The following is a 22,767-nucleotide window of genomic DNA, read 5'->3' on the forward strand; positions in this document are numbered from 1 at the left end:
GGGTGGGCGGGGGGTGGGTGGAGGGGGGTCAGACGCTGGCGAAGGAGTAGAAGCGCTTCAGCGCGCAGTGCTCGTCGAGGAGGCGGCCGTAGATCGGCTCGCCTTCCAGCTCGCGGTAGACCTCGATCGGGTCGCCCTTGATGATCAGGGCCCGCGCGCACTCCACGCACCAGTACTGGTAGGCGACGTTGACCGGCTGGAGGTCGCGGACGATCGGGGTGCCGGCTCCGCACCAGTCGCACTTCCTGCTGTGTGCACCCACGCCGTATCAGCTCCACCCTCGGTTGCGGGCCGTGCACACGAGGCGAACCCCTCCGTCGAGCCGGGCGACATGCGCCGGTGGTCCAGCTCCGGCGCCCTGACGATTCTGCCACGTCAGCGACTGCCCGATAAGCCTTGCGATCCCGTCCCCGCACCAAGAGAGACGGGATCGATACACCCGGCTCAGCGCCCCCGCGGGCGGCGTACCGCGCCTGCTGCCGCTCCGGTCACTCCGGTCACGGCGAGCACGGCCGACGCGGCCCAGACGCCCTGCGCCGTGGAACCGGTGGCTTCGGCCCGGTTCAGGAACAGGGTGCCGACGGCCGCGATGCCGACGAGCATGCCGAGCTGGGTGGCCATCGCCGTCACCCCGCTGGCGTCCGCCGCGTCCGCGGGCGCCACCAGGCCGAGCGCGCGGGTCAGGGTCGGGCCGTAGGCGAACGCGAGACCGCAGCCGTTCAGCGCGAACGCCATCGGCAGCAGCGCGCCGCCGCTGTCCCCGTTCCGCAGCAGCAGGCCGGTCCACAGCAGTCCGGCCGCCGAGAGCAGGAAGCCGGTGGCGGGGAGTGCGGCGTGCAGGCGCGCGGGGAACGCGCGCCACAGCAGGGAGGCCGCGCCGAACGCGAGGGCCGTCGGCACGAACAGCAGCCCGGTGCGCAGCGCGCCGTACCCGAGGCCGCCCTGCGACGGCGGCCCCTGGAAGTGCAGGGAGAGCGTGAACAGCACCGCGCCGTTGACGGCCATGGCGAGGAAGATCCGGGTGGCGGCCACGACGACCCCGGGGCTGGTCAAAACCCGCGGGGAGATCAGCGGGGCGCCGCCGCGGCGCGCGATGAGCGTCTCGTACCGGGCGAACAGCCCGGTCAACACCGCGCCGAGGGCGAGGGAGAGCAGGCACCACGCGGGCCAGTCCCGCTCCTGGCCGAGCACGAGCGGCACCGTGAGGGCGAGCACCGCGGCGGTGAGCAGCGCGAGGCCCGGCAGGTCGAGGCCGCGGGCGCGGTCCGTGCCACCGGGGCGGCGGAGCGGCACGGCCCACAGGCCGACGGCCAGCAGCACCAGGCCGATGGGCACGTTGAGCAGGAAGATCGGCCGCCAGCCGAGGCCGAACAGGTCGGCGTTGATCAGGACGCCGCCCGCGACCTGCCCGGCCACGGCGCCGGTGGCGAGCACGGCGGCGAACAGCGTCAGCGCCCTGGTCCGTTCCTGCCCGTGGAAGGTGCGCTGGATCAGGCTGAGCACTTGCGGCAGCATCAGCGCCGCCCCGGCGCCCTGGGCGAGGCGGAACGCGATGAGCGACCCGCTGCCGGGGGCGAGGCCGCAGGCGAGCGAGGCGGCGGTGAACACGGCGAGCCCGGCGAGGTGGAGCCGTCCGGGGCCGTACCGGCCGCCGAGCCGCGCGCCGGTGATGAGCAGCACCGCGTAGGCGATGGTGTAGCCGGCGACGACGAGTTGAACGGCGGCGTCCGAGGCGTTCAGGTCGGCCCGCAGGCCGGGCGCGGCAACGTTGACGATGAAGACGTCGAGCAGGGCCATGAACTGTCCGGCGAGGATGGTCGCGAGCAACAGGCCGCGGCGTTCCGGACGTTGGCCGCCGGTTGCCTGGCCTGCGGGGGCGGGCGCTGTCGATGTGGTGGTCATGGCGTCAGCGTGCGCCGCCCCTGATACCGGTAACGAGAGCCCGTTGATACTGGTAGTGACAGCAACTGGCGATGACGGCCGGGCGGCGGCAGGCTGGGGGACGTGACCATGTCGACAGTGGCTCGTGGGCCGGCGGCGGAGCGCCGGCGGCCGGCGCTGGCCGCCTTCCTGCGCAGCAGGCGGGCCCGGATCACGCCCGCCGATGTCGGGCTGCCGCCGGGGGTGCGGCGGCGCACGCCGGGGCTGCGGCGCGAGGAGGTCGCCCAGCTCGCGGGGGTGGGGGTCACGTGGTACACGTGGCTGGAGCAGGGGCGCCGGATCAACGCGAGCGCCCAGGTGCTCGACGCGGTGGCGCGCACGCTGCGCCTGGACGCGGCCGAACGGGAGCACCTGTTCCACCTGGCGGAGGTGCCGTTCGCCGGGGGCCACGGCGACGACACGGACGCGGCGGCGGTCGGGGCGGACGTGCAGACGGTGCTGGACGCGCTGGTCCCACTGCCTGCCGTGGTCTACAACGCGCGCTACGACGTGCTGGGGCAGAACGTCGCGTACGCCGCCGTGTTCCTCGGCGGGCCGGGCGGGCCGGGGGCCCCGGTGCGGCCGGGCGGCGGGCCGAACGCGCTGTGGAGCCTGTTCGCGGGCCGCCTGGAGGACTGCCCGCTGGTCTTCCGGGACAGCGAGCTGAAGATCATGGTGGCCACGCTCCGCGCGGCCTACGGCAATCATGTCGGCGAGCCCGCGTGGGAACGCTTCCTGCGGCAACTGTGCGAGAAAAGCGCGGAGTTCGCCGGTCTGTGGGCGAGCGGCGACGTGGTGCCGCCCGGGCCGCGGCTGAAGACGTTCCGCCACCCGTTGGTGGGCCACATCAGGCTGCGGTCGGAGTCCATGTCGATCAACGGGATACCGGAGGCCCGCATGGTCGTGTACGTGCCGGCGGACGAGGAGAGCCGGCGGCACATCGGGACGCTGAGCGACCGCGCCCGCCGGTCCTGAAGCGGCGCCCGCCGGTCCTGAGGCGGCGCCGGGCAGGCGGCCGCGCGACCGACGTCCGTCAGACGTCGTCGCCGAGGACCGGCTCCGGCAGGGAGCCCGCATTGTGCTCCATGAGCCGCCAGCCGCGCACACCCTCGCCGAGCACGGACCAGGCGCAGTTGGACAGCCCGCCCAGCGCCTCCCAGCTCGGCGACGGCAGGCCGAGCAGCCGGCCGATCGTGGTGCGGATCGTGCCGCCGTGGCTGACCACCACGAGCACCCCGCCGGACGGCAGCTTCTCCGCGGCGCGCTCGACCAGCGGGGCCGCCCGGTCGGCGACCTCGGTCTCCAGCTCACCGCCGCCGCGCCTGACCGCCTCGCCGCGCTTCCAGGCCGCGTACTGCTCGCCGAACCTGGCCATGATCTCGTCGTGCGTCAGGCCCTGCCAGGCACCGGCGTAGGTCTCGCGCAGCGCCTCGTCGTAGGTGACCTCCAGCCCGGTGACGGCGGCGAGCTCGGCCGCCGTGTCCCGGGTGCGCCGCAGGTCGGAGCTGATGATGCTGTGCGGTGTGAGGGAGGCGAGCAGCCGTGCGGAACGCTTCGCCTGCGCGCGGCCCGTCTCCGTCAGGTCCACGTCCGTGGTGCCCTGGAAGCGCCGCTCCAGATTCCACGCGGTCTGTCCGTGCCGCCAGAGCACGATGCGCCGCGTCCCCGGGGCGCTCAGCTGTCCTCACCGCCCCGCACGCCCGCCTCGGCCGCGCGCTCCTGCTGCGCGTGCTCGGCGGCCCTGCCCCGGGTGGCCGCGGCGTCCTCGGGCAGGGGGATCGCCGGGCAGTCCTTCCACAGCCGCTCCAGGGCGTAGAAGACGCGCTCCTCGGCGTGCTGCACGTGGACGACGATGTCGACGTAGTCGAGCAGGACCCAACGGCCCTCCCGCTCGCCCTCCCGGCGGACGGGCTTGGTGCCGAAGGTCTTGAGCAGTCGCTCCTCGATGCCGTCGACGATCGACTTGACCTGCCGGTCGTTGGGTGCGGAGGCGAGCAGGAAGGCGTCGGTGATGGCCAGCACGTCGCTGACGTCGTACGCGATGATGTCGTGCGCGAGCTTGTCGGCGGCGGCCTGGGCGGCGGCCTCGACCAGCTCGGTGGCGCGGTCCGTGGCGGTCACAGGTGCGGCAGTCTCCTCGGTGTCGCGGGCGTCGGCCCCTGCTGTTGAAGCCAGGGTCTCACGGCGCACTGACGGTCACTGTCCATAATCCCCGCCCAGGACGATCGTCACATCGGCATTTCCCGCGGCGTCACCCTGAGTGACGACGTCTTCCGGCAGGCCGAGGGTCGCGGCCACTTCGAGCGCGGTCGCCTGATGGGCCTCGTCGGCGTACGTCACGCTCGACTCGGCGGCCTGCTCGTTCCCCGGGCGGCTGTCGGCGACCGTGAACCCGCCGTTGACCAGCGCGATCCTGGCGGTCTCCGCGGCGTCCTCGCTGCCGCTGGCGTCCCTGATGCCGATGCGCGGCACGGCGCCGGCCTCCGTGTTGCTGACGGTGCCGCCCAGCACGTCCGCGACCAGGCCGTCCGCGGTCTCGTCGCTGATGGTGCCGCCGCTCTCGACGGGCAGCGACTCGGTGCCGTGGCCGCCGTCCTGCGCGTAGCCCGCGAGCCGGGCGAGGCTGATGCCCAGCTCCTCCTCGGTCAGCGACGGGTCGGTGATCTGGGTGAGGCTCTCCACCACCTGCGTGGCGCCACTCTCGTCGCTCGGCAGCTTCAGCAGCACGGCGTGCAGCACCTGGCCGAAGCGGGCCAGCTGGGCGGTCTGCGGCTCGCCGTCGCCGCGGTGGGAGGCGTAGGCGATGGCGTCCCTGCCGTCCATCAGCACGTCCTCGCCCTGCTCGACGAGGGGGCCCTCGTCCTCCTCGCCGCCGGGCACCTCGGTGTCCGTGGTGACGGTGATGCCGCCGACCAGGTCGACCAGGATCTCCAGGTAGGGGGTGTCGAGGCGCCAGGTGCCCTTGATGTCGGCGCCGAGCAGGGTGCCGAGGGAGTCGCGAACGGAGCCGGCGGCCTCCTCGGTGACGGCCTGGCCGAGCGTCGTGGCCCCGCCGTCCGGGGTGACGGCCAGCTCGTTGGGCAGCAGCAGGGTGGTGCCCGTTCCGGCGGTCTCGTTCGCGACGAGCAGGGCCGTCGCCGTTTCGTCGGAGTCCGTCTGCCGCAGGTGGACGACGATCACGTCGCGGACCTCCGCCCCGGCCGTCGCCTCGTCGCCGCTGTCGGGCCCCGGCACGCCGGGCAGCCGGTCGGTGGCCCACAGGAACGCGGTGCCGCCGAGCACGGCGAGGACCAGCACGATGATCAGCAGCCGCCGCCTGCTGCGCCCGCGGCGCTTGGCCTCCTCGCGGCGCTCGGTGCGGCTCTCGCTGAACTTCAGCCAGTCGATGACGTCCTCGGAGTCGTCGTCCTGCTCGTCGACGAACGCGAACTGCTCGGTCCCGTAGTCCGCCCCCCCGAAGTCGTCGGCCGGCGGCCTGCGCTGCTGCGGAACGGCCGCGGCGGGCGGCTCGTCCACCGCGGGCGGCGGTCCCGGCGCGGCCGGGGGCACCGGCGGCTGCTCGCCGGTGCCGCCGTCGTGGTGGTGCCCGGGCACCCCCGCCCAGCCCTGGCCGTAAGTCTGGTCGTGGCCGTAAGTCTGGTCGTGGCCGTGGGCCTGGTCGCGGCCGTGGGCCTGGTCGCGGCCGTGGGCCTGGTCGCGGCCGTAGTCGAACGTCTCGGTGACGGGGGGCTGCGGGCCGGTGTCCTGCGGGCGGCCGTAGCCTTCGTACCCGCCGTAGCCTTCGTAGCCGCCGCCCTGGTAGCCGTCCCACACCGGGGGCTGCTGGCCGGTGCCGTAGTCGTACTCCCCCGAGACCGGGGCGTGCGGGCTCTGCGGCGCCTGGTTGCCGGTGTCCCAGACGGGGGGCTGCTCCCCCGTTCCGTAGTCGTATTCCCGCGGGGCGGGCGGCTGTTGCTGAGCGGTCCGGTACAGCGGGCGCCCGTACTCGTCATAGCCGTAGGGCTGACCGTACGGATCGTGTCGGTCGTTCACCACTGCCGCCCTTCAGTCCGTTCAGCGCTCAGGCCCCGCGAGGTCCCGGTACAGCGCCCGCTTGTTGATGTAGCGCACCACCCCGTCCGGCACCAGATACCAGACGGGGTCGCCGCGGGCGACTCGCTCCCGGCAGTCGGTGGAGGAGATGGCGAGCGCGGGCACCTCCACCAGCGACACGCCGCCGCCCGGCAGGCCGGGGTCGGCGAGCGCGTGCCCGGGGCGGGTCACGCCGATGAAGTGCGCCAGGGAGAACAGCTCTCCGGCGTCGCGCCAGCCCAGGATCTGGCCGAGCGCGTCGGCACCGGTGATGAAGAACAGGTCGGCGTCGGCGTGTTCGGCCCGCAGCTCGCGCAGCGTGTCGATCGTGTACGTCTTCCCTCCGCGGTCGATGTCGATCCTGCTGACGGAGAACTGCGGGTTGGACGCCGTCGCGATGACCGTCATCAGGTACCGGTCCTCGGCCGGGGAGACGGCACGGTGGCCCTTCTGCCACGGCTGGCCGGTCGGCACGAAGATCACCTCGTCGAGGTGGAAGCGCGCCGCCACCTCGCTCGCGGCGACCAGGTGTCCGTGGTGAACGGGGTCGAAGGTACCGCCCATCACACCGAGCCGCCGCTTCGCGGGCCCTATCGGCTCCTGCATGGCCGGCCTAGCGGTCGCGGTTGAGCCGCGTGGTGATCCACAGGAGCAGGAGCAGGGCGGCGAGTGCACCGCCGCCGATGGCGTAGGCGTTCAGGCTCTCGTGGCCCCCCTCCTCCGCGAGGGTGCGCACGGCGGAGGCGGCGGGAGAAGTGGTGAGCTGCGTCATACGCGGACCTATCCGGGAACGGGACTGCTTGGACTCACTGTCATCGTATGCGGAGGACTATGCCATGGCCTCTTGCCCCCATCGCTCCCGTGCGGTGCAGTGAGGGGCAACGCACAGCCCGGAAGCGGACGAGGGGGCCCCATGACGGACAATGCCGACAGCGCCGACAGCGCCGAGCGCGCCGACAGGACCGGCCACGGCGGAAACGGCGGGGGAACGGGCGAGGGAATGGGCACGGGAACGGGCGCGGGCGCGGAACGGCGGCGCTTCCCCGGGATATCCTCCCGCGCCTACGAGCACCCGGCCGACCGTTCCGCCCTGGTGGCGCTGCGCAAGCTGACCGGCTTCGACGCGGTGTTCAAGGCGCTCAGCGGCATGCTGCCGGAGCGCAGCCTCCGGCTGCTCTTCCTGTCGGACTCGGTGCGCGTGAGCGAGCGGCAGTTCGCGCAGCTGCACGAGCTGCTGCTGGACGCCGCCTACGTCCTCGACCTCGACCGGGTCCCGGCGATGTACGTCACGCAGGACCCCCGGCCGAACGCCATGTGCATCGGCCTCGACCAGCCGATCATCGTGCTGACCACGGGCCTGGTGGAGCTGCTCGACGAGGCGGAGATGCGGGCGGTCATCGGCCACGAGGTCGGGCACGCGCTGTCCGGCCACGCCGTCTACCGCACGCTGCTGCTGTTCCTGACGAACATGGCGGTGCGCGTCGCCTGGATACCTCTGGGCAACCTGGCGATCATGGCCATCGTCACCGCGCTCCGCGAGTGGTTCCGCAAGTCCGAGTTGTCCGCCGACCGTGCCGGGCTCATCGTCGGACAGGACCCGCAGGCGTCGGTGCGCGGCCTGATGAAGCTGGCCGGGGGCAACCACCTGCACGAGATGAACGTCGACGCCTTCCTCGAACAGGCCGACGAGTACGAGGCGGGCGGCGACCTGCGCGACTCGGTGCTGAAGATCCTCAACGTGCTGCCGCGCAGCCACCCGTTCGCCGTCGTGCGCGCCGCCGAGCTGCGCGCCTGGGCCGCCGGACGCGACTACCAGCGGATCATGGACGGCCACTACCCGCGCCGCGACGAGGACGGCGGTGCCTCGGTCAGCGACTCCGTGCGGGAGTCGGCAGGGCACTACGCACAGCGGGTGCGCACCGGCAAGGACCCGCTGGTCAAGCTCGTCAACGACGTGGCGGGCGGCGCCGGTGAGCTGGGCGGGCGGCTGCGGAACTTCGCCACCGGCGCGGCGCGCTCCGCCCGCGACGCCGCCAGGGGCCCAAGGGACACCGCGGAGGGCCGCGGCGAACCGGGCTCAGGCGAACCGGGACGCGCCGAGGGTCAGGGCCCCGCGGACCCGCAGGGACCGAAGGAGCAGGGGCCTAGTGACCCGCCGGATGGCTCGGCAGGCCGCTGACGGCGAACGTGCCGCACAGCGCCGCGCGTTCGCCGTCGAGGTCGTACGGGTCGGTGCCCTCGGACGCCCGCTGCTCGGCGCTCTCGCCCGCGAGCAGCGGGCGCAGCGCGGCCGAGGCGTCGGCGGCGCAGTCCATCGGCCCGGCCAGGGTGTCGGCCCGGCGCAGCACGAGCGTGCGGTCCCGCAGCTCCTCCTCGCCGAACTGGAGCCGCAGATCCCGCTGAACGGTGAACAGCGCGACCGGTGCCTCGGCCACGCCCGCCGGGCGCAGCGCGTAGACGAAGACGTGCCGGCCGTCGACCTGGAGCACGTCCTCGGAGATCTCCGTGAACGTGAACGCGCCGTCCACCCGCACCTGGTGGTCGACCAGCACCGCCTCGGCCGCGTCGAAGAGCACCAGCCAGTCCGTGATGCCGCCCGGCACCGGCTCCCGGTCGTTCAGCGCGCTGTCGAACTGCTCCTGCTGCTCGGCGCCGAGCAGATCGCGCACCGGCACGGTCGTCGTCCCGGCCAGCACGTTGGGCGTCATCGCACTGGCCACCACGTACTCCTTGGCCAGCGTCAGGGCGGTCAGGACCTGCTCCTGCGAAAAGTTGTCCGTGGGCCGCGGGTCGGGCAGCCCGACGCCGCCGGCCCCGGCACCGAAGCCCTCCGCCGGAGTGCCCACGTACAGGTTCGCCGGATCGGCGACGGCGGGCACTTCGCCCTCGGGGGCCAGCGCCACCATCGCCGCGGCGGGGCGGTCGGCCGGCACGACGGGACGCGCGGCGTACGGGTTGTTGGCGCCGAGGTAGATCGCGGCGGCGAAGGCCATCAGAATGATCAGGGCCAGGACGATGCCCTGCTTCGGCACCACCCGGCCGCTGCCGGGCACGGGCTCGGGGGTGCGGCTGCGCACCGCGGTGGTGTGGTCCTCCAGCCGCTGCTGGGCCGAATACTCCTGCAATCGGGCAGCCTTGACGAACGACTCGTCGAAGACGGTCGATGGGTAGTCTCCGTCCCCGGCTCCCGGGGCACCCCCGGGGGTGCCGTCCGGAGGATCAGTTCGCCCGGCCACGCTTCAAGCGTAGGTCGCCCGCCGGGAGGTAAGAAGCCCTCGCGGCCGCGGAATTTGACGACCGGCCGCGCGCACGTGCCGCGGGCACCGGCGTACGGGCCGCGCGCGGACCGCGCGCGAACGCACCGTTCAGGACCCGGCTCAGGAGCCGGTCAGGACCCGGCTCAGGAGCCGGTCAGGACCCGGCGTCGGGGTAATCGGCGTCGACGACCGTCTGTTCCCCTTCGTCGCGCTCGGTGTCCCTGGTCTGCGCCTGCCCCGCGCGCTGGACGGCTATGAGGGCGAAGGCGATGACGCTGATGCCCATGACCATGGCCAGCACACACGCAACGGGCCGCTGCCAGCGGGCCGGACGCCAGGCCGGCGGCAGCGCCTCGCGCCCGCGCGGCCCGCGTATCCCCTCGCCGCGGCCGGGCCCGTCCCCGTACCGTGCGTACCCGGCGCAGGTGCCGTATGCCAGATCATCCTCGTCGTCCTCAGCGGGCAGATACCGCGTGTAGTCGGAACGGTCGAACCGCCCCTCGTCGTCCGGATCGTCCCCGCCGTCGAACCCCGGCAGCCCGTCCGACGTGCCCGGGTCGAGGTCGGGGTCCCGGTAGAAGCCCAGCTCCGAGGCGGCCTCCGCCTCGGCGCGCTCCATCGCCGCGTACAGAATCCGCTCGGCCGCGGTCGGCTCGTGTATCTTCGCGGCCTCGACGAAGTCGTCGTCGAGGACCACGGCGGCGAACGCCTCGTCGGCTGCCCCGCGGTCTGCGCTGTTGGGCCCGTCGCCGTCGCGAAACGGCGGGCCCCCCACGTCGTCCGGCACACATCCAGCCTAGAAGGAATGTGCCCGCAACGGGAGGGCCGTCCGAAATTCACTCCCGGGTGTGACCGTCTCCCGTCACCACGTACGTGGTTGAGGTGAGCTCCGGCAGCCCCATCGGGCCGCGGGCGTGCAGCTTCTGCGTCGAGATCCCGATCTCGGCACCGAAGCCGAACTGCCCGCCGTCGGTGAAGCGGGTCGACGCGTTGACCATGACCGCCGTGGAGTCCATCAGCGACACGAAGCGCCGGGCCGCGGCCGTATCGCGCGTGACGATCGCCTCCGTGTGGCCCGAGGTCCAGCGGCGGATGTGCGTCACGGCCGCGTCGAGCGAGGGCACGACCGCGGCGGCGATGTCGTAGCTGAGGTACTCCGTCTCCCAGTCCGCGTCGGTGGCGGGCACGACCTCGGCGCCCGGGCCCCGGCCCGCGTTCTGCCCCGCCTTCTGCCACGCCTCGTCGCCGTGCACCGTCACGCCCGCCTCGCCGAGCGCGGCCAGCGCCCTGGGCAGGAAGCGGTCGGCGATCCCCGCGTGCACGAGGACCGTCTCCGCCGCGTTGCACACGCTGGGCCGCTGGGCCTTGGAGTTGACCAGGATGTCCACGGCCATGTCCAGGTCGGCCAGCTCGTCGATGTACACGTGGCAGTTGCCCACGCCGGTCTCGATCACCGGCACGGTCGACTCCCGCACCACGGTCTGGATCAACGAGGCGCCGCCGCGCGGAATCAGCACGTCCACCAGGCCCCTGGCCCGCATCAGCTCGTGCACCGACTCCCGGCTCTCGCCCGGCACCAACTGCACGGCGTCCGCGGGCAGTCCCGCCGACTCCACCGCGTCCCGCAGCACGCCGACCAGCGCCTCGTTGGAGGAGTACGCGGACGACGAACCGCGCAGCAGCACCGCGTTCCCCGACTTCAGGCACAGCGCGGCGGCGTCGACCGTCACATTGGGCCTGGCCTCGTAGATGATCCCGACGACACCGAGCGGCACGCGGACCTGCCGCAGCTCCAGGCCGTTCGGCAGGGTCGAGCCGCGCACCACCTCCCCGACCGGGTCCGGCAGGGCGACGACATCGCGCACGTCCGCCGCGATGGCGGCGATCCGCTGCGGCGTGAGCGTGAGCCGGTCCACGATCGCGTCCGAGGTACCGGCGGCGCGCGCCCGCTCGATGTCCTCCGCGTTGGCCTCGACGATCTCGGCCGCGCGGTCGGTGAGTGCCCCGGCGACCGCCTCCAGCGCGGCGTCCCGCGCCGTGCGCGGCAGCGGGGCCAGCTCGGCCGCGGCCGCCCTGGCGCGGCGGGCGGTGGCGATGACGGGAGAGGTACCGTTCGAATCCGCGGTGTCACTCATGCCGGAAGCCTAGCCGCAGCCGGGGCGCTTCAGAACGGGTGCACGCCCACCGGAACGGCCGGCGGCGGACCGTAGCCCTCGGCGACGCGCTGGTGGTACGTCTCCCGGCCGATGACCTCAAGACCGACGATCTCCCACGGCGGCAGTTTCGCCGTGCGCCGGTGCTCGCCCCACAGCCGCAGCGCGACGGCGGCGGCGTCGTGGAGGTCCCGGGCCTCCTCCCAGTACCGGATCTCGGCGTGGTCGCTCGCGTAGCGGCTGGTCAGCAGGAAGGGGTGGTCGTCGGCGAGGCGCTCAAGGCCGCGCCGGACATCCGGCAGCGGCGCCTCCTGCCCCGCGACGCTGAGCGTGATGTGCCACAGCCGCGGCTCGTCGGCCCCTGCCCCCTCCCGTCGCTGTGCTTCCCCGACGCTGGCCAGTCGTCTCACCGGCAGCCTCCTGACATGGTGCTGAAGTGGTGCGGTGTGGTGCGGTGTGGTGTGGCGCGGCACCACGCAAGAGTGGACCAGCTCGCGTGCCCGGACGTGGCCGTTTCCCGGAACCTTCCGTGGAAAGACTGGTCTTTCACAGATCCGGCACCGGACCGGCCGCCCGCACGGGTACGCGCCCCCACCGAGGGAGTTATGCCCGCAACAGAACCAGGTCATCGCGATGTACGACTTCTCTTTCGTATGCCGGGCCGAGCTCGCGAGCGAGTTCGCGAGTGGAACGCCCGATCAGCTGCGGGATCTCCCTCGCGTCGAAGTTGACCAGTCCGCGGGCGACGGCCCGGCCCGACTCGTCGCGCAGCTCGATCGGCTCCCCCGCGGCGAAATCGCCCTCGACGCCGGTGATCCCCGCGGGCAGCAGCGAACTCCCGCGCTCCGTGATCGCCCGCACCGCACCCGCGTCCAGCACGACCGCCCCGCGCGGCGCGGAGGCGTGCGCCAGCCACAGCAGACGGCCCGCCGAACGGCGCCCGGTGGAGCGGAAGAACGTGCCGGTGGACGCGCCCGAGAGGGCGTCCGCGGCCTGGCTCGCGGACGCGAGCACCACCGGGATGCCGGCGCCCGTGGCGATCGCGGCGGCCTCCACCTTGGTGGCCATGCCGCCCGTGCCGACGCCCGCGCGCCCCGCCCGGCCCAGCTCCACACCGGCCAGGTCCTGCGGCCCCGCGACCTGCGCGATCCGCCGCGTTCCCGGCCGGGACGGGTCGCCGTCGTACAGCCCGTCCACATCGGAGAGCAGCACCAGCAGATCGGCGCGCACCAGGTGCGCCACCAGGGCCGCCAGCCGGTCGTTGTCGCCGAACCTGATCTCGTCGGTGGCCACCGTGTCGTTCTCGTTGACCACGGGGAACACGCCCATGGCGAACAGCTGGTCAAGCGTGCGGTAGGCGTTGCGGTAGTGCGCGCGGCGGCTGGTGTCGTCCGACGTCAGCAGGACCTGCCCGACGCGGCGGCCGTAGCGCGCGAACGAGGCGGTGTAACGGGCGAGCAGCAGCCCCTGCCCAACGCTGGCCGCGGCCTGCTGCCGCGCCAGGTCCGCGGGGCGGCGCGACAGACCCAGCGGGGCGAGACCTGCCGCGATCGCACCGGAAGAAACCAGTACGATCTGCCTCCCGTCCTGTTTCACCAGCACATCGACGAGTGCGTCCACCCGGTCGGCGTCCAGCCCGCCGGCCGCGGTGGTCAGCGAGGATGAACCGATCTTGACGACGACCCTGCGAGCCTCGGCAACCTCCCGCCGCCCCGCCCCCCGCGGCCCGGCGGCCGCGCTCGCGTCGCTCGCAGCACCGTCCGGCTCGCTTCTCCGCACCCGCGGCGACCGCTCCGACCGCCCCGCCCCCTGCGGCCCGGCGGCCGCGCTCGCGTCGCTCACTGGGCTACCCCTGCGTTCGTTCGTTCCCGGCGCTACCGGACTGCCGTCCGTAATGTATGCCACCCGCGTGAACAACCGCGCGCTCATATAAGCGCCCCACGAGCGCCCCGCGCCCTCGCATCTCCCGGCGCCCGCGGCGAATTGCCGCGCCCGCCGCCCCGGCCTACGCTCGGTATCGAGCAAGCACATATCCGTATGCCGGGTGATACATCCCCAGAAGATCACCACCCTCAACCGGAGCCTCACTGTGCCCGCAGGACCGTCGCCCCGCCGCGGCGCGCCATGGTTCGCGCTCGCCGCCCTGCTGTGCCTCTTCATCCTCCAGTTCATCGGCGCCCTGCTGCCGAACGGGCCGCTGCTGTGCGCCGCCACGGCCGGCGGCCTCGCGCTCGACCTCAGCCTGCGCCACTGGCAGCCCGGCCTCCTCACCGTCATGACGCGGCTGCACGGTGACGAGGCGGTCAGACAACTGCTGCGGGACCTGCTGATCGTGATCGGTCTCGCGCACCTCTCGGGGATCGACACCGTGCCGCGGCTGGTGCTCGTCGGCGGCCTCCTCGCCTGCTACGCGGCGCACTTCGCCTGCCGGGCGCTCGGCGTCGTGGTCCGCAGGACCCGAACGCTGCCGATCGTCACCCGCAACATCGACACCAGCGCCCTGCGCCTGTCCCCCGCCCCGCCGCGGCCACTGATCAGGCCGGGCCGCCGGATGCCGCTGTTCGCGGTGCCGGGCACCACCGGGCTGATGGCCACCGTGCTGACCGACAGCGCCGGGTGGGGGCTGCTCGGCGTCGGGGTGTCCCTCGCGCTGTTCGCGGGCTCGGCCGCGTACCTGGCGACGTGGCTCCTGCCGGGGAAGCGGCCGCCGGACGAGCAGCGCATGCTCGCCTGGTTCCGCGACTGGCTGGCGGAGTACCGGCCCGAGGTCGGGATCTACTTCTCCGGCGGGAACGGCACCGCCTACCAGGCGAACATGTGGCTCTCCACGCTGGCCGCCCTCGACGGGAACGCGGTGGTGGTGCTGCGCGAACGCGGCATGGTGCAGCAGATCGCCGCCACCGACGTACCGATCGTGTGCCTGCCCCGCGTCGCGCACCTGATGCTGCTCGAACAGTCCTCGCTGAAGATGCTGCTGCACCCCGCCAACGCGCCGAAGACCTCGCAGATCCTGCGCGTTCCGTCCATCAAGCACGCCTTCACCAACCACGGCGAGAGCGACAAGCTGTCCAGCTGCAATCCCTACGCCAAGGTGTACGACCAGGTGTGGGTCGCCGGGCCCGCCGCGCGCAAGCGGTACGCGCTGGCCGACGTCGGCGTCGACGACCGGGACGTGGTCGAGGTCGGGCGGCCGCAGCTGGCGCCGATCCGGCCGTACGCCGGGCCGCCCGACCCGGCGGGTCCTGTCAGCGTGCTGTACGCGCCGACGTGGGAGGGCTGGACGGACGCGCCGGGCAACACCTCGGTACTGCTGGCCGGCGAGAACATCGTGCGGGCCCTGCTCGCCGATCCCCGGGTCCGGCTGCTGTACAAGCCGCACCCGATGACGGGCACCGTCAACCCCCGCGCCGGCGAGGCCGACGCCCGCATCCGCGCACTCATCGCGCGGGCGAACGCGACGCCCCGCCGCCCGGCGGACGCCGAGCGGGGCGCGGTGACCGTGCCCACGGGGCGCGGCACGCGCGGCACGCCCCCGCGAGCGGCGCGCGCGCCGCTCGCGGCCGAGCTGGCGCGCCGGACCGCGGAGCTGAACGAGCTGACGGCGCGCGCGTTCCGGCCGGGCGCGGACGAGGTGGAGCGCATGATCCGGCAGACCGCACCGCCGCCCGGCCGGGCCGAGGCGGTGGCGGCGGCGACCGAGGCGTGGCGGACCGCGTTCTGGGCCGCGCAGCCCGCGCGTGCGCACCTGATCCTCACCGGTTCCCGGCCGGACATCTACAGCTGCTTCAACCAGGCGGACCTGCTGATCTCGGACGTCTCCAGCGTCGTCGCGGACTACCTGGCCAGCACCAAGCCGTACGCGGTGGTCAACACCAGCGGTCTGAGCGAGGCGGACTTCCACGCCGCGAACCCGACGACCCGCGCGGCCACCGTCCTCGGCCCCGACGCGCACGGCATCCCCGCGCTGCTCGACGGCGTGCTCGACCCGGCCCAGGACGCGTTCGCGGCGGAGCGGACCAGGCTGAAGGAGTACCTGCTCGGGCCGTCCCAGCCGTCCTCGCGGGTGCGGTTCCAGCAGGCGGTGCACGCCCTGTGCGCCGCCGCGGACGCCCGCAGGGCACGGCAGGCGCGTCTCGCGGGCGGCGGGACGGAGCTGCCGATACCGCGATCGACCGGCCACCCCGCGTCCCGCTAGGTCCTGTCCTGCCGATCTTGTCGGATCAGCCCGCGGCTCCCCCAGGCTCCTCCCCCAGACTTCGTCTGGGAGGTGCCCCCAGGGAGGTGCCCCCAGATGCGGTGCTCCCCCAGGCCCTTGGGGGCCTGGGAGGCCGCCAGGCTGGGGGAGTGCCGTAGCTGGGGGCACCTCCCGGACGGAGTCTGGGGGAGTCGTGGGCCCGGCAAGATCGGCAGGACAGGGCCTAGGGTCCGGCGCGAGATCAGCCTTCCGCCAGGACTCCGCCCGGCCGTGGTTCCAGCCATCCGGCGATACGGGCGACGGCCGCCGCGAGCGCCTCCTGCTGTGACACTGCCGCCCGCTTCGGCACGGCGAACCCGTGATCGGCGTCGGGCACTTCGATGATCTCGGTACCGGCCGGGAACTCGGCGGGCCTGCCGAACGGGTCCCGGCCGCCCTGCACCACCAGCACCGGAACGCCCGCGCCGGTCAGCTCGCCGGCCCTGGACCGTTCCGGCTTCCCCGGCGGATGCAGCGGGAACGACAACGCCAGCACGGCGCGCGCGCCGGCTCCGAGCGCCGTGCGGCAGGCGACCCGGGCGCCCGCGCTGCGCCCGCCCGCGACGACCGGCAGGCCCGGCCGCGTCAGGGCGGGCCACAGCGCGGTCCAGGCGGTGTCCAGGGTCCGCGGGGCCGGGGCGACCTTCTTGCCCGCCACTCGCCAGGGCTGCTCGACCAGCGCGACGGTGACGCCGAACGCGGGCAGGGCGTCGGCCAGCGCCCGCAGGTCCGGCGCCTCGATGCCGCCGCCCGCGCCGTGGCCGAGGGCGAGGACGGCACGCGCGTCCGCGGCCGTGTGCCAGGTGATGCGGGCCTGACCGACGGGGGTGTCCACAGTGCGGCTCATGCGCCCAAGTCTGCGCCCGCCCGGCCGCCGCTCCCCCACGGGACACCCCGGCGTCACCTCCCGTTAAGGTGCGGGAGTGATGAGCAGTGCACGTGCGACAGCCCAGATTCCCCGGCAGCCGGGTGACGCCGCGGCTCCGAAGCAGCGCGACGCGTTCTTCGACAACGCCAAATTCCTGGCGATCGTGCTGGTCGCGGTCGCGCACGCCTGGGAGCCGATGCGCGGCGACTCGCGCACCGTCACCGCGCTGTACATGGCCGTGTACGCCTTTCACATGCCGGCGTTCATCGTCATCGCCGGCTACTTCTCCAGAAGCTTCGACGGCAGTCCGCGCCGCGTGGCCCGGCTGATCACGGGCGTCGCGGTGCCCTACGTCGTCTTCCAGCTGGCCTACACGTTCTACATGCGGTGGCTGGCCGAGGACACCAGCACCTACATTCCGCTGTTCGAGCCCAAGTGGCTGATGTGGTTCCTGCTGGCGCTGTTCATATGGCGGCTCACCGTTCCGGTGTGGCAGGCGGTGCGCTGGCCGCTGCCGCTGGCCCTGGCCATCGCGGGCGCCGCCACCGCCTCGCCGACGCTCGGCGGCGACCTCCAGATGCAGCGCGTGCTCCAGTTCCTGCCGTTCTTCGTGCTCGGGCTGTGCCTCAAGCAGGAGCACTTCGCGTTCGTGCGCCGGGGCGCGGTGCGGCTGCTGGCGCTGCCGGTCTTCGCGGTCGCGCTCCTCGTCGCCTACTGGGCGGAGCCGCGCATGGAGTACCAGTGGTTCTACCACCGCGACACCGCGCAGGAGTTCGGCCAGCCGTGGTGGGCGGGCTTCGCGATGACGCTGCTGCTGTTCGCGTGCGCGGTGGTGCTGACCGCCTGCTTCTTCGCCCTGGTGCCGGGCCGCACCACCTGGTTCTCCGTCCTCGGCGCCGGCACCCTCTACGGCTACCTGCTGCACGGCTTCTTCGTGGCCGGCGCCCGCGAGAAGGGCTGGTACGACGCCGAAGTGCTCCAGGAGATGTCGACCTTCCTGCCCATCACGACGGTGGTCGCGGCGGTCGGCGTCACACTGCTGTGCACGCCGCTGGTCCAGCGGATCTTCCGGCCGCTGATGGAGCCGAAACTCGCCTGGTTCTTCCGCCGCCGCTCCGCCGGACACCGCGCGGACGACCGGTAGTTCGGCGGCCGTCCCCCGGGCGGGCAGCGGTGGGCGACGGGCTTCTCGGGGGCTGAGGTTGAATGAGTCTCGTTCTCATAGTGCGGTGCCCGAAGTGAGTTGGGGGAACGAGACGGTGCGTGTACTTGCGGGCCGGTATGAACTGGTGCGATTCGTCGGCCGGGGCGGCATGGGGGAGGTCTGGGAGGGCCTGGACCGGGTGATCAGACGCCGGGTCGCGGTCAAGATGCTGCCGCACCACCAGGACGAGGCGAGCACGGAACGGTTCTTCCGCGAGGCGCGCGTCGCAGGCGGGCTGAGCCACCGCGGGGTGGTCACCGTGTACGACATGGGCCAGGACCCGGACGACGCGACCCTGTTCCTCGTCATGGAGTTCGTGGACGGCCGGGACCTGGCCGCGCTGCTGCACGAGGACGGGCCGCCGCCGGTGCCCACCGCGCTCGACTGGGCCGCGCAGACCGCCGCCGCCCTGGCCGCGGCGCACGGGGCGGGCGTCGTGCACCGCGACCTCAAGCCGGGCAATCTGATGCGCACCGCGGGCGGCGAGATCAAGGTCCTCGACTTCGGGATCGCCCGTTTCGTGGCGGCCACGAACAAGTCCAGTCAGGTCATGGGAACGCTCGCCTACATGCCACCGGAACGATTCGCCGAGCAGCCGGGCGATGCCCGCTCCGACCTGTACGCACTCGGCTGCGTGCTCAACGAACTGCTGACCGGGCACACGCCGTTCGAGGCCACCGAGCCGGTGTCGATGATGACCGCCCACCTGTACCGGACGCCGACCGGGCCCGGCACGCGGCGCGACGGGGTATCCGCGGCGCTCGACGCCCTGGTGCTGCGGCTGCTCGCCAAGGACCCGGCCGACCGGCCGGCCTCGGCCACCGAGGTCCACGACGAGCTGCGGCGCCTGGGCGAGGAACCGCCGGTCGCCCCGGCGGCCCCGGCGCCACCCGCTCCGCTCCCCACCGAGGGCGCGCCGACCGCCCCTGCCGCCCCGCACGCGCTGCCCACCGCGACGGCGCCGCCGCCCAGGCCCGGCCATCAGCCGTCCGTGGGCCGGTTCCCGGCACTCGCACCCGCACCGGCACCGGCACCGGCATCGGCACCGGCGGAACCGTCCCCGACCCGGCGCCGGGTGCTGAGCCTGGGCATCGGCGCGGCCGTCCTGGCGGCCACCGGCACCGCCGCGGTACTGCTCTCGCAGGGCGACGAGAAGGACACCCCGCCGACCGCCGACGGCAACGGCGACGGGGCCGGCGACCCCGCCCCCTCCGAGGTCCTGGACGACCGGCCCTCGGCGCCCGCCTCCCGCGCCTGGGTCTTCGAGCTGGCCTCGATCCTCCCCACCGCGCCCGTGGTCTCCGACGGTGTGCTCTATGCCACCGGCGACGGCACGACGCACGCCGTCGGCCCGGAGAACGGCGTCAGCAGGTGGGAACGGGAGACCCCGGGCAGCCTCTCGTTGGCCGCGTTCGGCGCGGTCGTGTACGTCGCCTGCGCGGACGGGCGGCTCTTCGCGATCGAGGGCGGCACCGAGAAGTGGGTGTTCTCCTCGGGCAAGGAGGGCAGTGCCGAGGTCGTCGCGGGCGAGGAGATGGTCTGGCTCGCCGCCAACGAGGCGCTGTTCGGCATCGACGCGGCCACGGGCGAGGAGAAGTGGCACTTCACCGCGGAGGAATGGATCGACCACACGCTCACGGTGGCCGCCGGCACGGCGTGCTTCAGCAGCCGTGACGGCCTGCTGTACGCCGTGGACGCCGCCACCGGCGCCGAACGGTGGGTCGTGTCCGGCACCCGCATGTCACGGCCCGCCCACGCCGACGGCGTGCTCTACGTGGTGCGGGGCAGCGACACCGTGCACGCGCTTGACGCGGCCAGCGGCGACGAGAAGTGGTCCGCGCCGCTCGATGAGGAGGAAGGGCTGTGGGGCCCGTCGCCGCCGACGGTGGCGGACGGAACGGTCTACGTCGGGGGCAGCTCGCGTCTGGCACACGCCTTCGACGCGGAGACCGGCGAACGGAAGTGGACCTCCGACGACGCGGGCGGCCTCGCGGGCAGCGTTCCCGTCATCGCCGACGGCATGGTGTTCGTCGCCGGCCTTGAGGACGACGAGGGCCCGGTGTACGCCCTCGACGCCGCCTCCGGCGAACAGCGGTGGCGCTACCCCACCGGCGCCCAGGTGGGAGGCACCGCGACCAGCGGCGCCCCCGCCGTCGCGGACGGCCTCGTGTACGTGACCAACGAGCTGGGCGTGTTCGCGATCGAGGCCGCCGACGGCCGGGGCCCGTGAGGGCCGTCCCCGCCGCCGGGCCACCGGACCCGGCGGCGGGGACGGCCCGCGGCCTCAGCCCTGCCGCTTGCCCCACTCCAGCATGCGGTCGACCACCTGCGCGGTGGCCCGCCCGTCCGCGGGCGTGCAGAACTTCTCCGCGAACGCCGCGTACCGGTCGGCGTACTCCTTCTCCACGGCGTCCAGACCGCGGATGGCGTCCACCAGCTCCGGCGTCGTCTTGACCAGCGGTCCCGGCGCGGTGCCGGTGAAGTCGAAGTAGAAGCCGCGCAGCGTGTCCCGGTAGTGCTCCAGGTCGTAGGTGAAGAACACCATGGGCCGGCCGGTGTGCGCGAAGTCGAACATCGACGAGGAGTAGTCCGTGATCAGCACGTCCGAGATCAGGTAGAGGTCCGAGATCTCCGCGTACGCCGCCACGTCCCGCACGAACCCGTCCCTGGCGCCCGTGATGTTGTTCAGCATCTTGGGGTGCTTGCGGAACAGCAGCACGTACTCGTCGCCGAGCCGCCGCTCGAACTCCTCCAGGTCGAGCTGGAGATCGAGCTTGAACTTCTTGCCCGTGCCGAAGCGCTGGTCGTCACGCCAGGTCGGCGTGTACAGCAGCACCTTCTTGCCCTCGGGCAGCCGCAGCGTCTTGCGGACGCGCGCCGCGATCTCGTCCCTGTCCTCCCGGTAGAAGACGTCGTTGCGCGGGTAGCCGGTCTCCAGGATCTCGTTCGGGAAGCCGAACGCGCTGCGCATGATCGGCGTGGTGAACGCGTTCGGCGAGGTCAGGTACGTGAACTGCTCGAAGCGGCCGGGCAGCGTCGCGATGTACGCCGGGTTGGCCTTGGAGGTGCCGAGCAGGTCGGCGCCCATCTTCTTCAGCGGCGTGCCGTGCCACGTCTGGACGAACAGCTGGTCCTCGCGCCGCTTGATCCACGACGAGATCATCACGTTGGTGACGAGGTAACGGCTGCGGGCCAGCGCCTCGTGCCATTCGGCGCTCTTCCACTCCACGGTGCGCATCCCGGGCGGCACGACGGCCTGCTGGTCGTTCGTGCCCCAGATGTGCTCCACGTCCGCGCCGCGCCGCACCAGCTCCTCGTAGATCGCGCGCGGCGAGTCGGAGAACTGGCGGCCGTGGTAGCAGTTGTAGAACACCGCGTTGCGCAGCGGCTTCTCCCGGTCGCGCACGTACTGCGCGCGCAGCCGCCGCTGCCGGTACTTGCCGCGGTCCTCCTCGCGCAGCGGGGAGCCGGCGGCGAGGAAGATGCGGTCGAAGAAGCGCCGTTCGACGGTGTACGTCCGCGCGGCGCCGCGGTGCTGGAGCGGGAGCGAGTCGACGAGGTCGCCGCGCAGCTTGACCGGCACGTCGTTCTTGCGGTCCGCCTCGCCCTCCTCGCGGAACGACAGGTACCAGCGGCCCTCGCGCAGCGACTGCTCGCCGTCGTAGGACTCCATGCGGTCGGGGCGGACGCGCACGGTGAACCGGCCGTCGGCCGACTCGAACGGCAGGGACTTCTCTTCGAAGTACTTGCCGTGCCGCAGCACCAGTTCGAGCCCTTCGGACGGCCCGGTGAAGCCGCCGCGCAGAACCAGTTCGCCCTCGGGCGTCCAGCTCATGTCGTCGACGACGGCCTGCCGCGCCCGGTCGTGCAGCTTGAGCAGTCCTGGCCCGTCGGTGGTCACCGCGATCTCGCGGCCGTCGGGCACCAGGTACTGACCGGGCAGGAACCCGGCGCGCACGGTCGCCCTGCGCGTGTCGCCGCCGGGGAACTCCAGCGTGGTGACGAAGTCCTGGGTCGGCGCCGCGGACCACTCGGCCACCGAAAGGTCGGCCAGCGGGATATCGGCGGCACAGCCGCCGCCGGGCGTCTCCTCGACGTCGTAGGCCCGCTTGAACTCACCGCCCTTGTGCTCCACCAGCAGCCGCACGGGCCGCTGCCCGGCCGGGGTGCCCGGCACGTGCACGTTCAGCCGCAGCGCGTCGCCCGCCGCCTCGTGGGACGCCACCTCGGCGGCCGGCGTCTCGACGGTGAGCTGCATCCTCTCCTCGGAGAACCCGGCCACCAGCCGTACGCCATCGGCGAGTTCACGCGCCTGGGAGTGCCCGGCGCTGCCGATGTCGGTGCGGTCCACCGAGCCGGTGCGCACGACGCCGGGCGAGGGCAGCGCGAGCGTCAGCTGCCAGACGCCCGGCTGCCAGCGCCCGCCGGTGCGCAGCTTCTTCGGGTCGATGACGATGTCGAAGCCGGACTCGTCGTAGGCGTGCAGCGCCTGCCCGGAGTCGCGCGTGGCACGCAGCTCGTGGCGCTGCTTGACACGCACCGGAACGCGCCGCCTGGCGCCCTGCTGCCGCAGCCACGCGAAGCGCGGCATCAGCGCCTTGCCGTCCGCGGGCACGTTCTGCACGAACGCGTAGCCGCGCACGACCAGCCTGCCCTCCCGCCACAGCACCTCGGTGGCCTTGGCGCGCACCGGCAGCTCGCCCGGCTGGATGCGGACCACCTCGGCGGGCAGCGAGCCGCTGTCGAGCCCCGGCACCTCCACGCGCGGCCTGAGCCGGCCGGCGACGAGGAACGACGAGGCGCGGTACTCGCGTTCGTGAGCGAGGACCGTCAGCAGGTCGTCGAGCCGCCGTTCGCGCGCCAGCTGCCACTTGATGCGCATGAGCGGGGGCAGCTTGCGCAGCTTCTTCTGGTCGGCGCCCGCGAGGAACGCGCCGGCCTCGTCGAAGAACGTCTCGCGCTCCTCGGCCGAGGACTCGGGCAGCCAGTGCATGGACCGCCGCAGCTCCGCGGGCAGCATGTCCTCGGGCTTCTTGACTGGCTTCTTGGGAGGCACGGGG

19 protein-coding genes are annotated in these 22,767 nt (G+C 73.3%); 5 read left to right on the forward strand and 14 right to left on the reverse strand.

Going from position 1 to position 22,767, the window contains the following annotated elements; translation table 11 throughout:
* Nucleotides 1–28: 28 nt before the first annotated feature.
* Both RM779_RS31595 and RM779_RS31600 read right to left on the reverse strand, forming a co-directional pair.
* The gene (locus tag RM779_RS31595; protein ID WP_049575784.1) at nucleotides 29–262 is read right to left on the reverse strand and encodes a hypothetical protein; all 234 of its coding nucleotides are present in this window, start codon (nucleotides 260–262) and stop codon (nucleotides 29–31) included.
* 182 nt (nucleotides 263–444) lie between these two features.
* Complete coding sequence (locus tag RM779_RS31600) at nucleotides 445–1,902, reverse strand: MFS transporter (RefSeq protein WP_311621228.1); 1,458 nt, start codon at nucleotides 1,900–1,902, stop codon at nucleotides 445–447.
* A gap of 108 nt (nucleotides 1,903–2,010) precedes the next feature.
* Here RM779_RS31600 and RM779_RS31605 point away from each other — a divergent pair, with 108 nt between their 5' ends.
* Entirely contained in the window at nucleotides 2,011–2,895 is an 885-nt protein-coding gene (locus tag RM779_RS31605) for a helix-turn-helix transcriptional regulator (protein ID WP_311621264.1), read from the forward strand.
* A 58-nt stretch (nucleotides 2,896–2,953) separates the two neighbouring features.
* Here the strand turns inward: RM779_RS31605 and RM779_RS31610 are convergent, their stop codons facing one another.
* The 5 genes from RM779_RS31610 to RM779_RS31630 all read right to left on the reverse strand — a co-directional run bounded on the left by RM779_RS31610 (nucleotide 2,954) and on the right by RM779_RS31630 (nucleotide 6,763).
* Entirely contained in the window at nucleotides 2,954–3,598 is a 645-nt protein-coding gene (locus RM779_RS31610; protein ID WP_077061412.1) for a histidine phosphatase family protein, read from the reverse strand.
* Complete coding sequence (gene rsfS, locus RM779_RS31615; RefSeq protein ID WP_311621229.1) at nucleotides 3,595–4,041, reverse strand: ribosome silencing factor; 447 nt, start codon at nucleotides 4,039–4,041, stop codon at nucleotides 3,595–3,597. Before rsfS ends, RM779_RS31610 begins: the two co-directional genes overlap by 4 nt.
* 75 nt (nucleotides 4,042–4,116) lie before the next feature.
* The gene (locus RM779_RS31620) at nucleotides 4,117–5,952 is read right to left on the reverse strand and encodes an LCP family protein (protein WP_311621230.1); all 1,836 of its coding nucleotides are present in this window, start codon (nucleotides 5,950–5,952) and stop codon (nucleotides 4,117–4,119) included.
* Between the two features lie 21 nt (nucleotides 5,953–5,973).
* The gene (gene nadD / locus RM779_RS31625; RefSeq protein ID WP_077061410.1) at nucleotides 5,974–6,597 is read right to left on the reverse strand and encodes a nicotinate-nucleotide adenylyltransferase; all 624 of its coding nucleotides are present in this window, start codon (nucleotides 6,595–6,597) and stop codon (nucleotides 5,974–5,976) included.
* Between the two features lie 7 nt (nucleotides 6,598–6,604).
* Nucleotides 6,605–6,763 (reverse strand): hypothetical protein, encoded by a 159-nt coding sequence (locus tag RM779_RS31630; RefSeq protein ID WP_311621231.1) that lies wholly within the window; start codon nucleotides 6,761–6,763, stop codon nucleotides 6,605–6,607.
* Nucleotides 6,764–6,991: 228 nt separating this feature from the next.
* Between RM779_RS31630 and RM779_RS31635 the strand changes: the two genes are divergently transcribed.
* Nucleotides 6,992–8,170, forward strand: coding sequence for a M48 family metallopeptidase (locus RM779_RS31635; protein WP_311621265.1), 1,179 nt, complete (start codon nucleotides 6,992–6,994; stop codon nucleotides 8,168–8,170).
* Here the strand turns inward: RM779_RS31635 and RM779_RS31640 are convergent.
* From RM779_RS31640 to proB, 5 genes are all read right to left on the reverse strand, one after another.
* A complete protein-coding gene (locus RM779_RS31640; protein ID WP_311621232.1) occupies nucleotides 8,136–9,227 on the reverse strand; it encodes an SCO2583 family membrane protein in 1,092 nt (363 codons plus the stop codon). The two genes, RM779_RS31635 and RM779_RS31640, sit on opposite strands and share 35 nt — an antisense overlap.
* A 175-nt stretch (nucleotides 9,228–9,402) precedes the next feature.
* Nucleotides 9,403–10,035: an SCO2584 family spore wall biosynthesis protein gene (locus RM779_RS31645; RefSeq protein ID WP_311621233.1), complete on the reverse strand. Its 633-nt coding sequence runs from the start codon at nucleotides 10,033–10,035 to the stop codon at nucleotides 9,403–9,405.
* Between the two features lie 49 nt (nucleotides 10,036–10,084).
* Nucleotides 10,085–11,383: a glutamate-5-semialdehyde dehydrogenase gene (locus RM779_RS31650; RefSeq protein WP_311621234.1), complete on the reverse strand. Its 1,299-nt coding sequence runs from the start codon at nucleotides 11,381–11,383 to the stop codon at nucleotides 10,085–10,087.
* A 29-nt stretch (nucleotides 11,384–11,412) separates the two neighbouring features.
* Nucleotides 11,413–11,811, reverse strand: a complete 399-nt coding sequence (locus RM779_RS31655; protein WP_394813439.1) for a hypothetical protein — start codon at nucleotides 11,809–11,811, stop codon at nucleotides 11,413–11,415.
* A 193-nt stretch (nucleotides 11,812–12,004) separates the two neighbouring features.
* Nucleotides 12,005–13,243 carry a glutamate 5-kinase gene (gene proB / locus RM779_RS31660; protein WP_311621235.1) on the reverse strand — a complete coding sequence of 413 codons (1,239 nt, stop codon included), beginning with the start codon at nucleotides 13,241–13,243 and terminating at the stop codon, nucleotides 12,005–12,007.
* A gap of 202 nt (nucleotides 13,244–13,445) precedes the next feature.
* Here proB and RM779_RS31665 point away from each other — a divergent pair, with 202 nt between their 5' ends.
* On the forward strand, nucleotides 13,446–15,596 hold the full coding sequence (locus tag RM779_RS31665) for a hypothetical protein (protein WP_394813440.1): 2,151 nt from the start codon (nucleotides 13,446–13,448) through the stop codon (nucleotides 15,594–15,596).
* Between the two features lie 241 nt (nucleotides 15,597–15,837).
* Here the strand turns inward: RM779_RS31665 and RM779_RS31670 are convergent, their stop codons facing one another.
* On the reverse strand, nucleotides 15,838–16,482 hold the full coding sequence (locus tag RM779_RS31670; protein ID WP_311621236.1) for an alpha/beta hydrolase family protein: 645 nt from the start codon (nucleotides 16,480–16,482) through the stop codon (nucleotides 15,838–15,840).
* A 79-nt stretch (nucleotides 16,483–16,561) separates the two neighbouring features.
* Between RM779_RS31670 and RM779_RS31675 the strand changes: the two genes are divergently transcribed.
* Complete coding sequence (locus RM779_RS31675) at nucleotides 16,562–17,647, forward strand: acyltransferase family protein (RefSeq protein WP_311621237.1); 1,086 nt, start codon at nucleotides 16,562–16,564, stop codon at nucleotides 17,645–17,647.
* An 85-nt stretch (nucleotides 17,648–17,732) separates the two neighbouring features.
* Nucleotides 17,733–19,937 (forward strand): protein kinase domain-containing protein, encoded by a 2,205-nt coding sequence (locus RM779_RS31680; protein ID WP_311621238.1) that lies wholly within the window; start codon nucleotides 17,733–17,735, stop codon nucleotides 19,935–19,937.
* A 54-nt stretch (nucleotides 19,938–19,991) separates the two neighbouring features.
* Here the strand turns inward: RM779_RS31680 and RM779_RS31685 are convergent, their stop codons facing one another.
* On the reverse strand, nucleotides 19,992–22,763 hold the full coding sequence (locus RM779_RS31685; RefSeq protein WP_311621239.1) for a CDP-glycerol glycerophosphotransferase family protein: 2,772 nt from the start codon (nucleotides 22,761–22,763) through the stop codon (nucleotides 19,992–19,994).
* Nucleotides 22,764–22,767: the final 4 nt, after the last annotated feature.

The organism is Streptomyces johnsoniae (genome assembly GCF_031845565.1).
Taxonomy (GTDB): domain Bacteria; phylum Actinomycetota; class Actinomycetes; order Streptomycetales; family Streptomycetaceae; genus Streptomyces; species Streptomyces johnsoniae.

Coding starts and splice junctions, on each gene's coding strand:
- RM779_RS31600 (WP_311621228.1), bottom strand. CDS start 1,902: ATGACCACCACATCGACAGCGCCCGCCCCCGCAGGCCAGGCAACCGGC.
- RM779_RS31605 (WP_311621264.1), top strand. CDS start 2,011: ATGTCGACAGTGGCTCGTGGGCCGGCGGCGGAGCGCCGGCGGCCGGCG.
- nadD (WP_077061410.1), bottom strand. CDS start 6,597: ATGCAGGAGCCGATAGGGCCCGCGAAGCGGCGGCTCGGTGTGATGGGC.
- RM779_RS31630 (WP_311621231.1), bottom strand. CDS start 6,763: ATGACGCAGCTCACCACTTCTCCCGCCGCCTCCGCCGTGCGCACCCTC.
- RM779_RS31635 (WP_311621265.1), top strand. CDS start 6,992: ATGGGCACGGGAACGGGCGCGGGCGCGGAACGGCGGCGCTTCCCCGGG.
- RM779_RS31650 (WP_311621234.1), bottom strand. CDS start 11,383: ATGAGTGACACCGCGGATTCGAACGGTACCTCTCCCGTCATCGCCACC.
- RM779_RS31670 (WP_311621236.1), bottom strand. CDS start 16,482: ATGAGCCGCACTGTGGACACCCCCGTCGGTCAGGCCCGCATCACCTGG.
- RM779_RS31675 (WP_311621237.1), top strand. CDS start 16,562: ATGAGCAGTGCACGTGCGACAGCCCAGATTCCCCGGCAGCCGGGTGAC.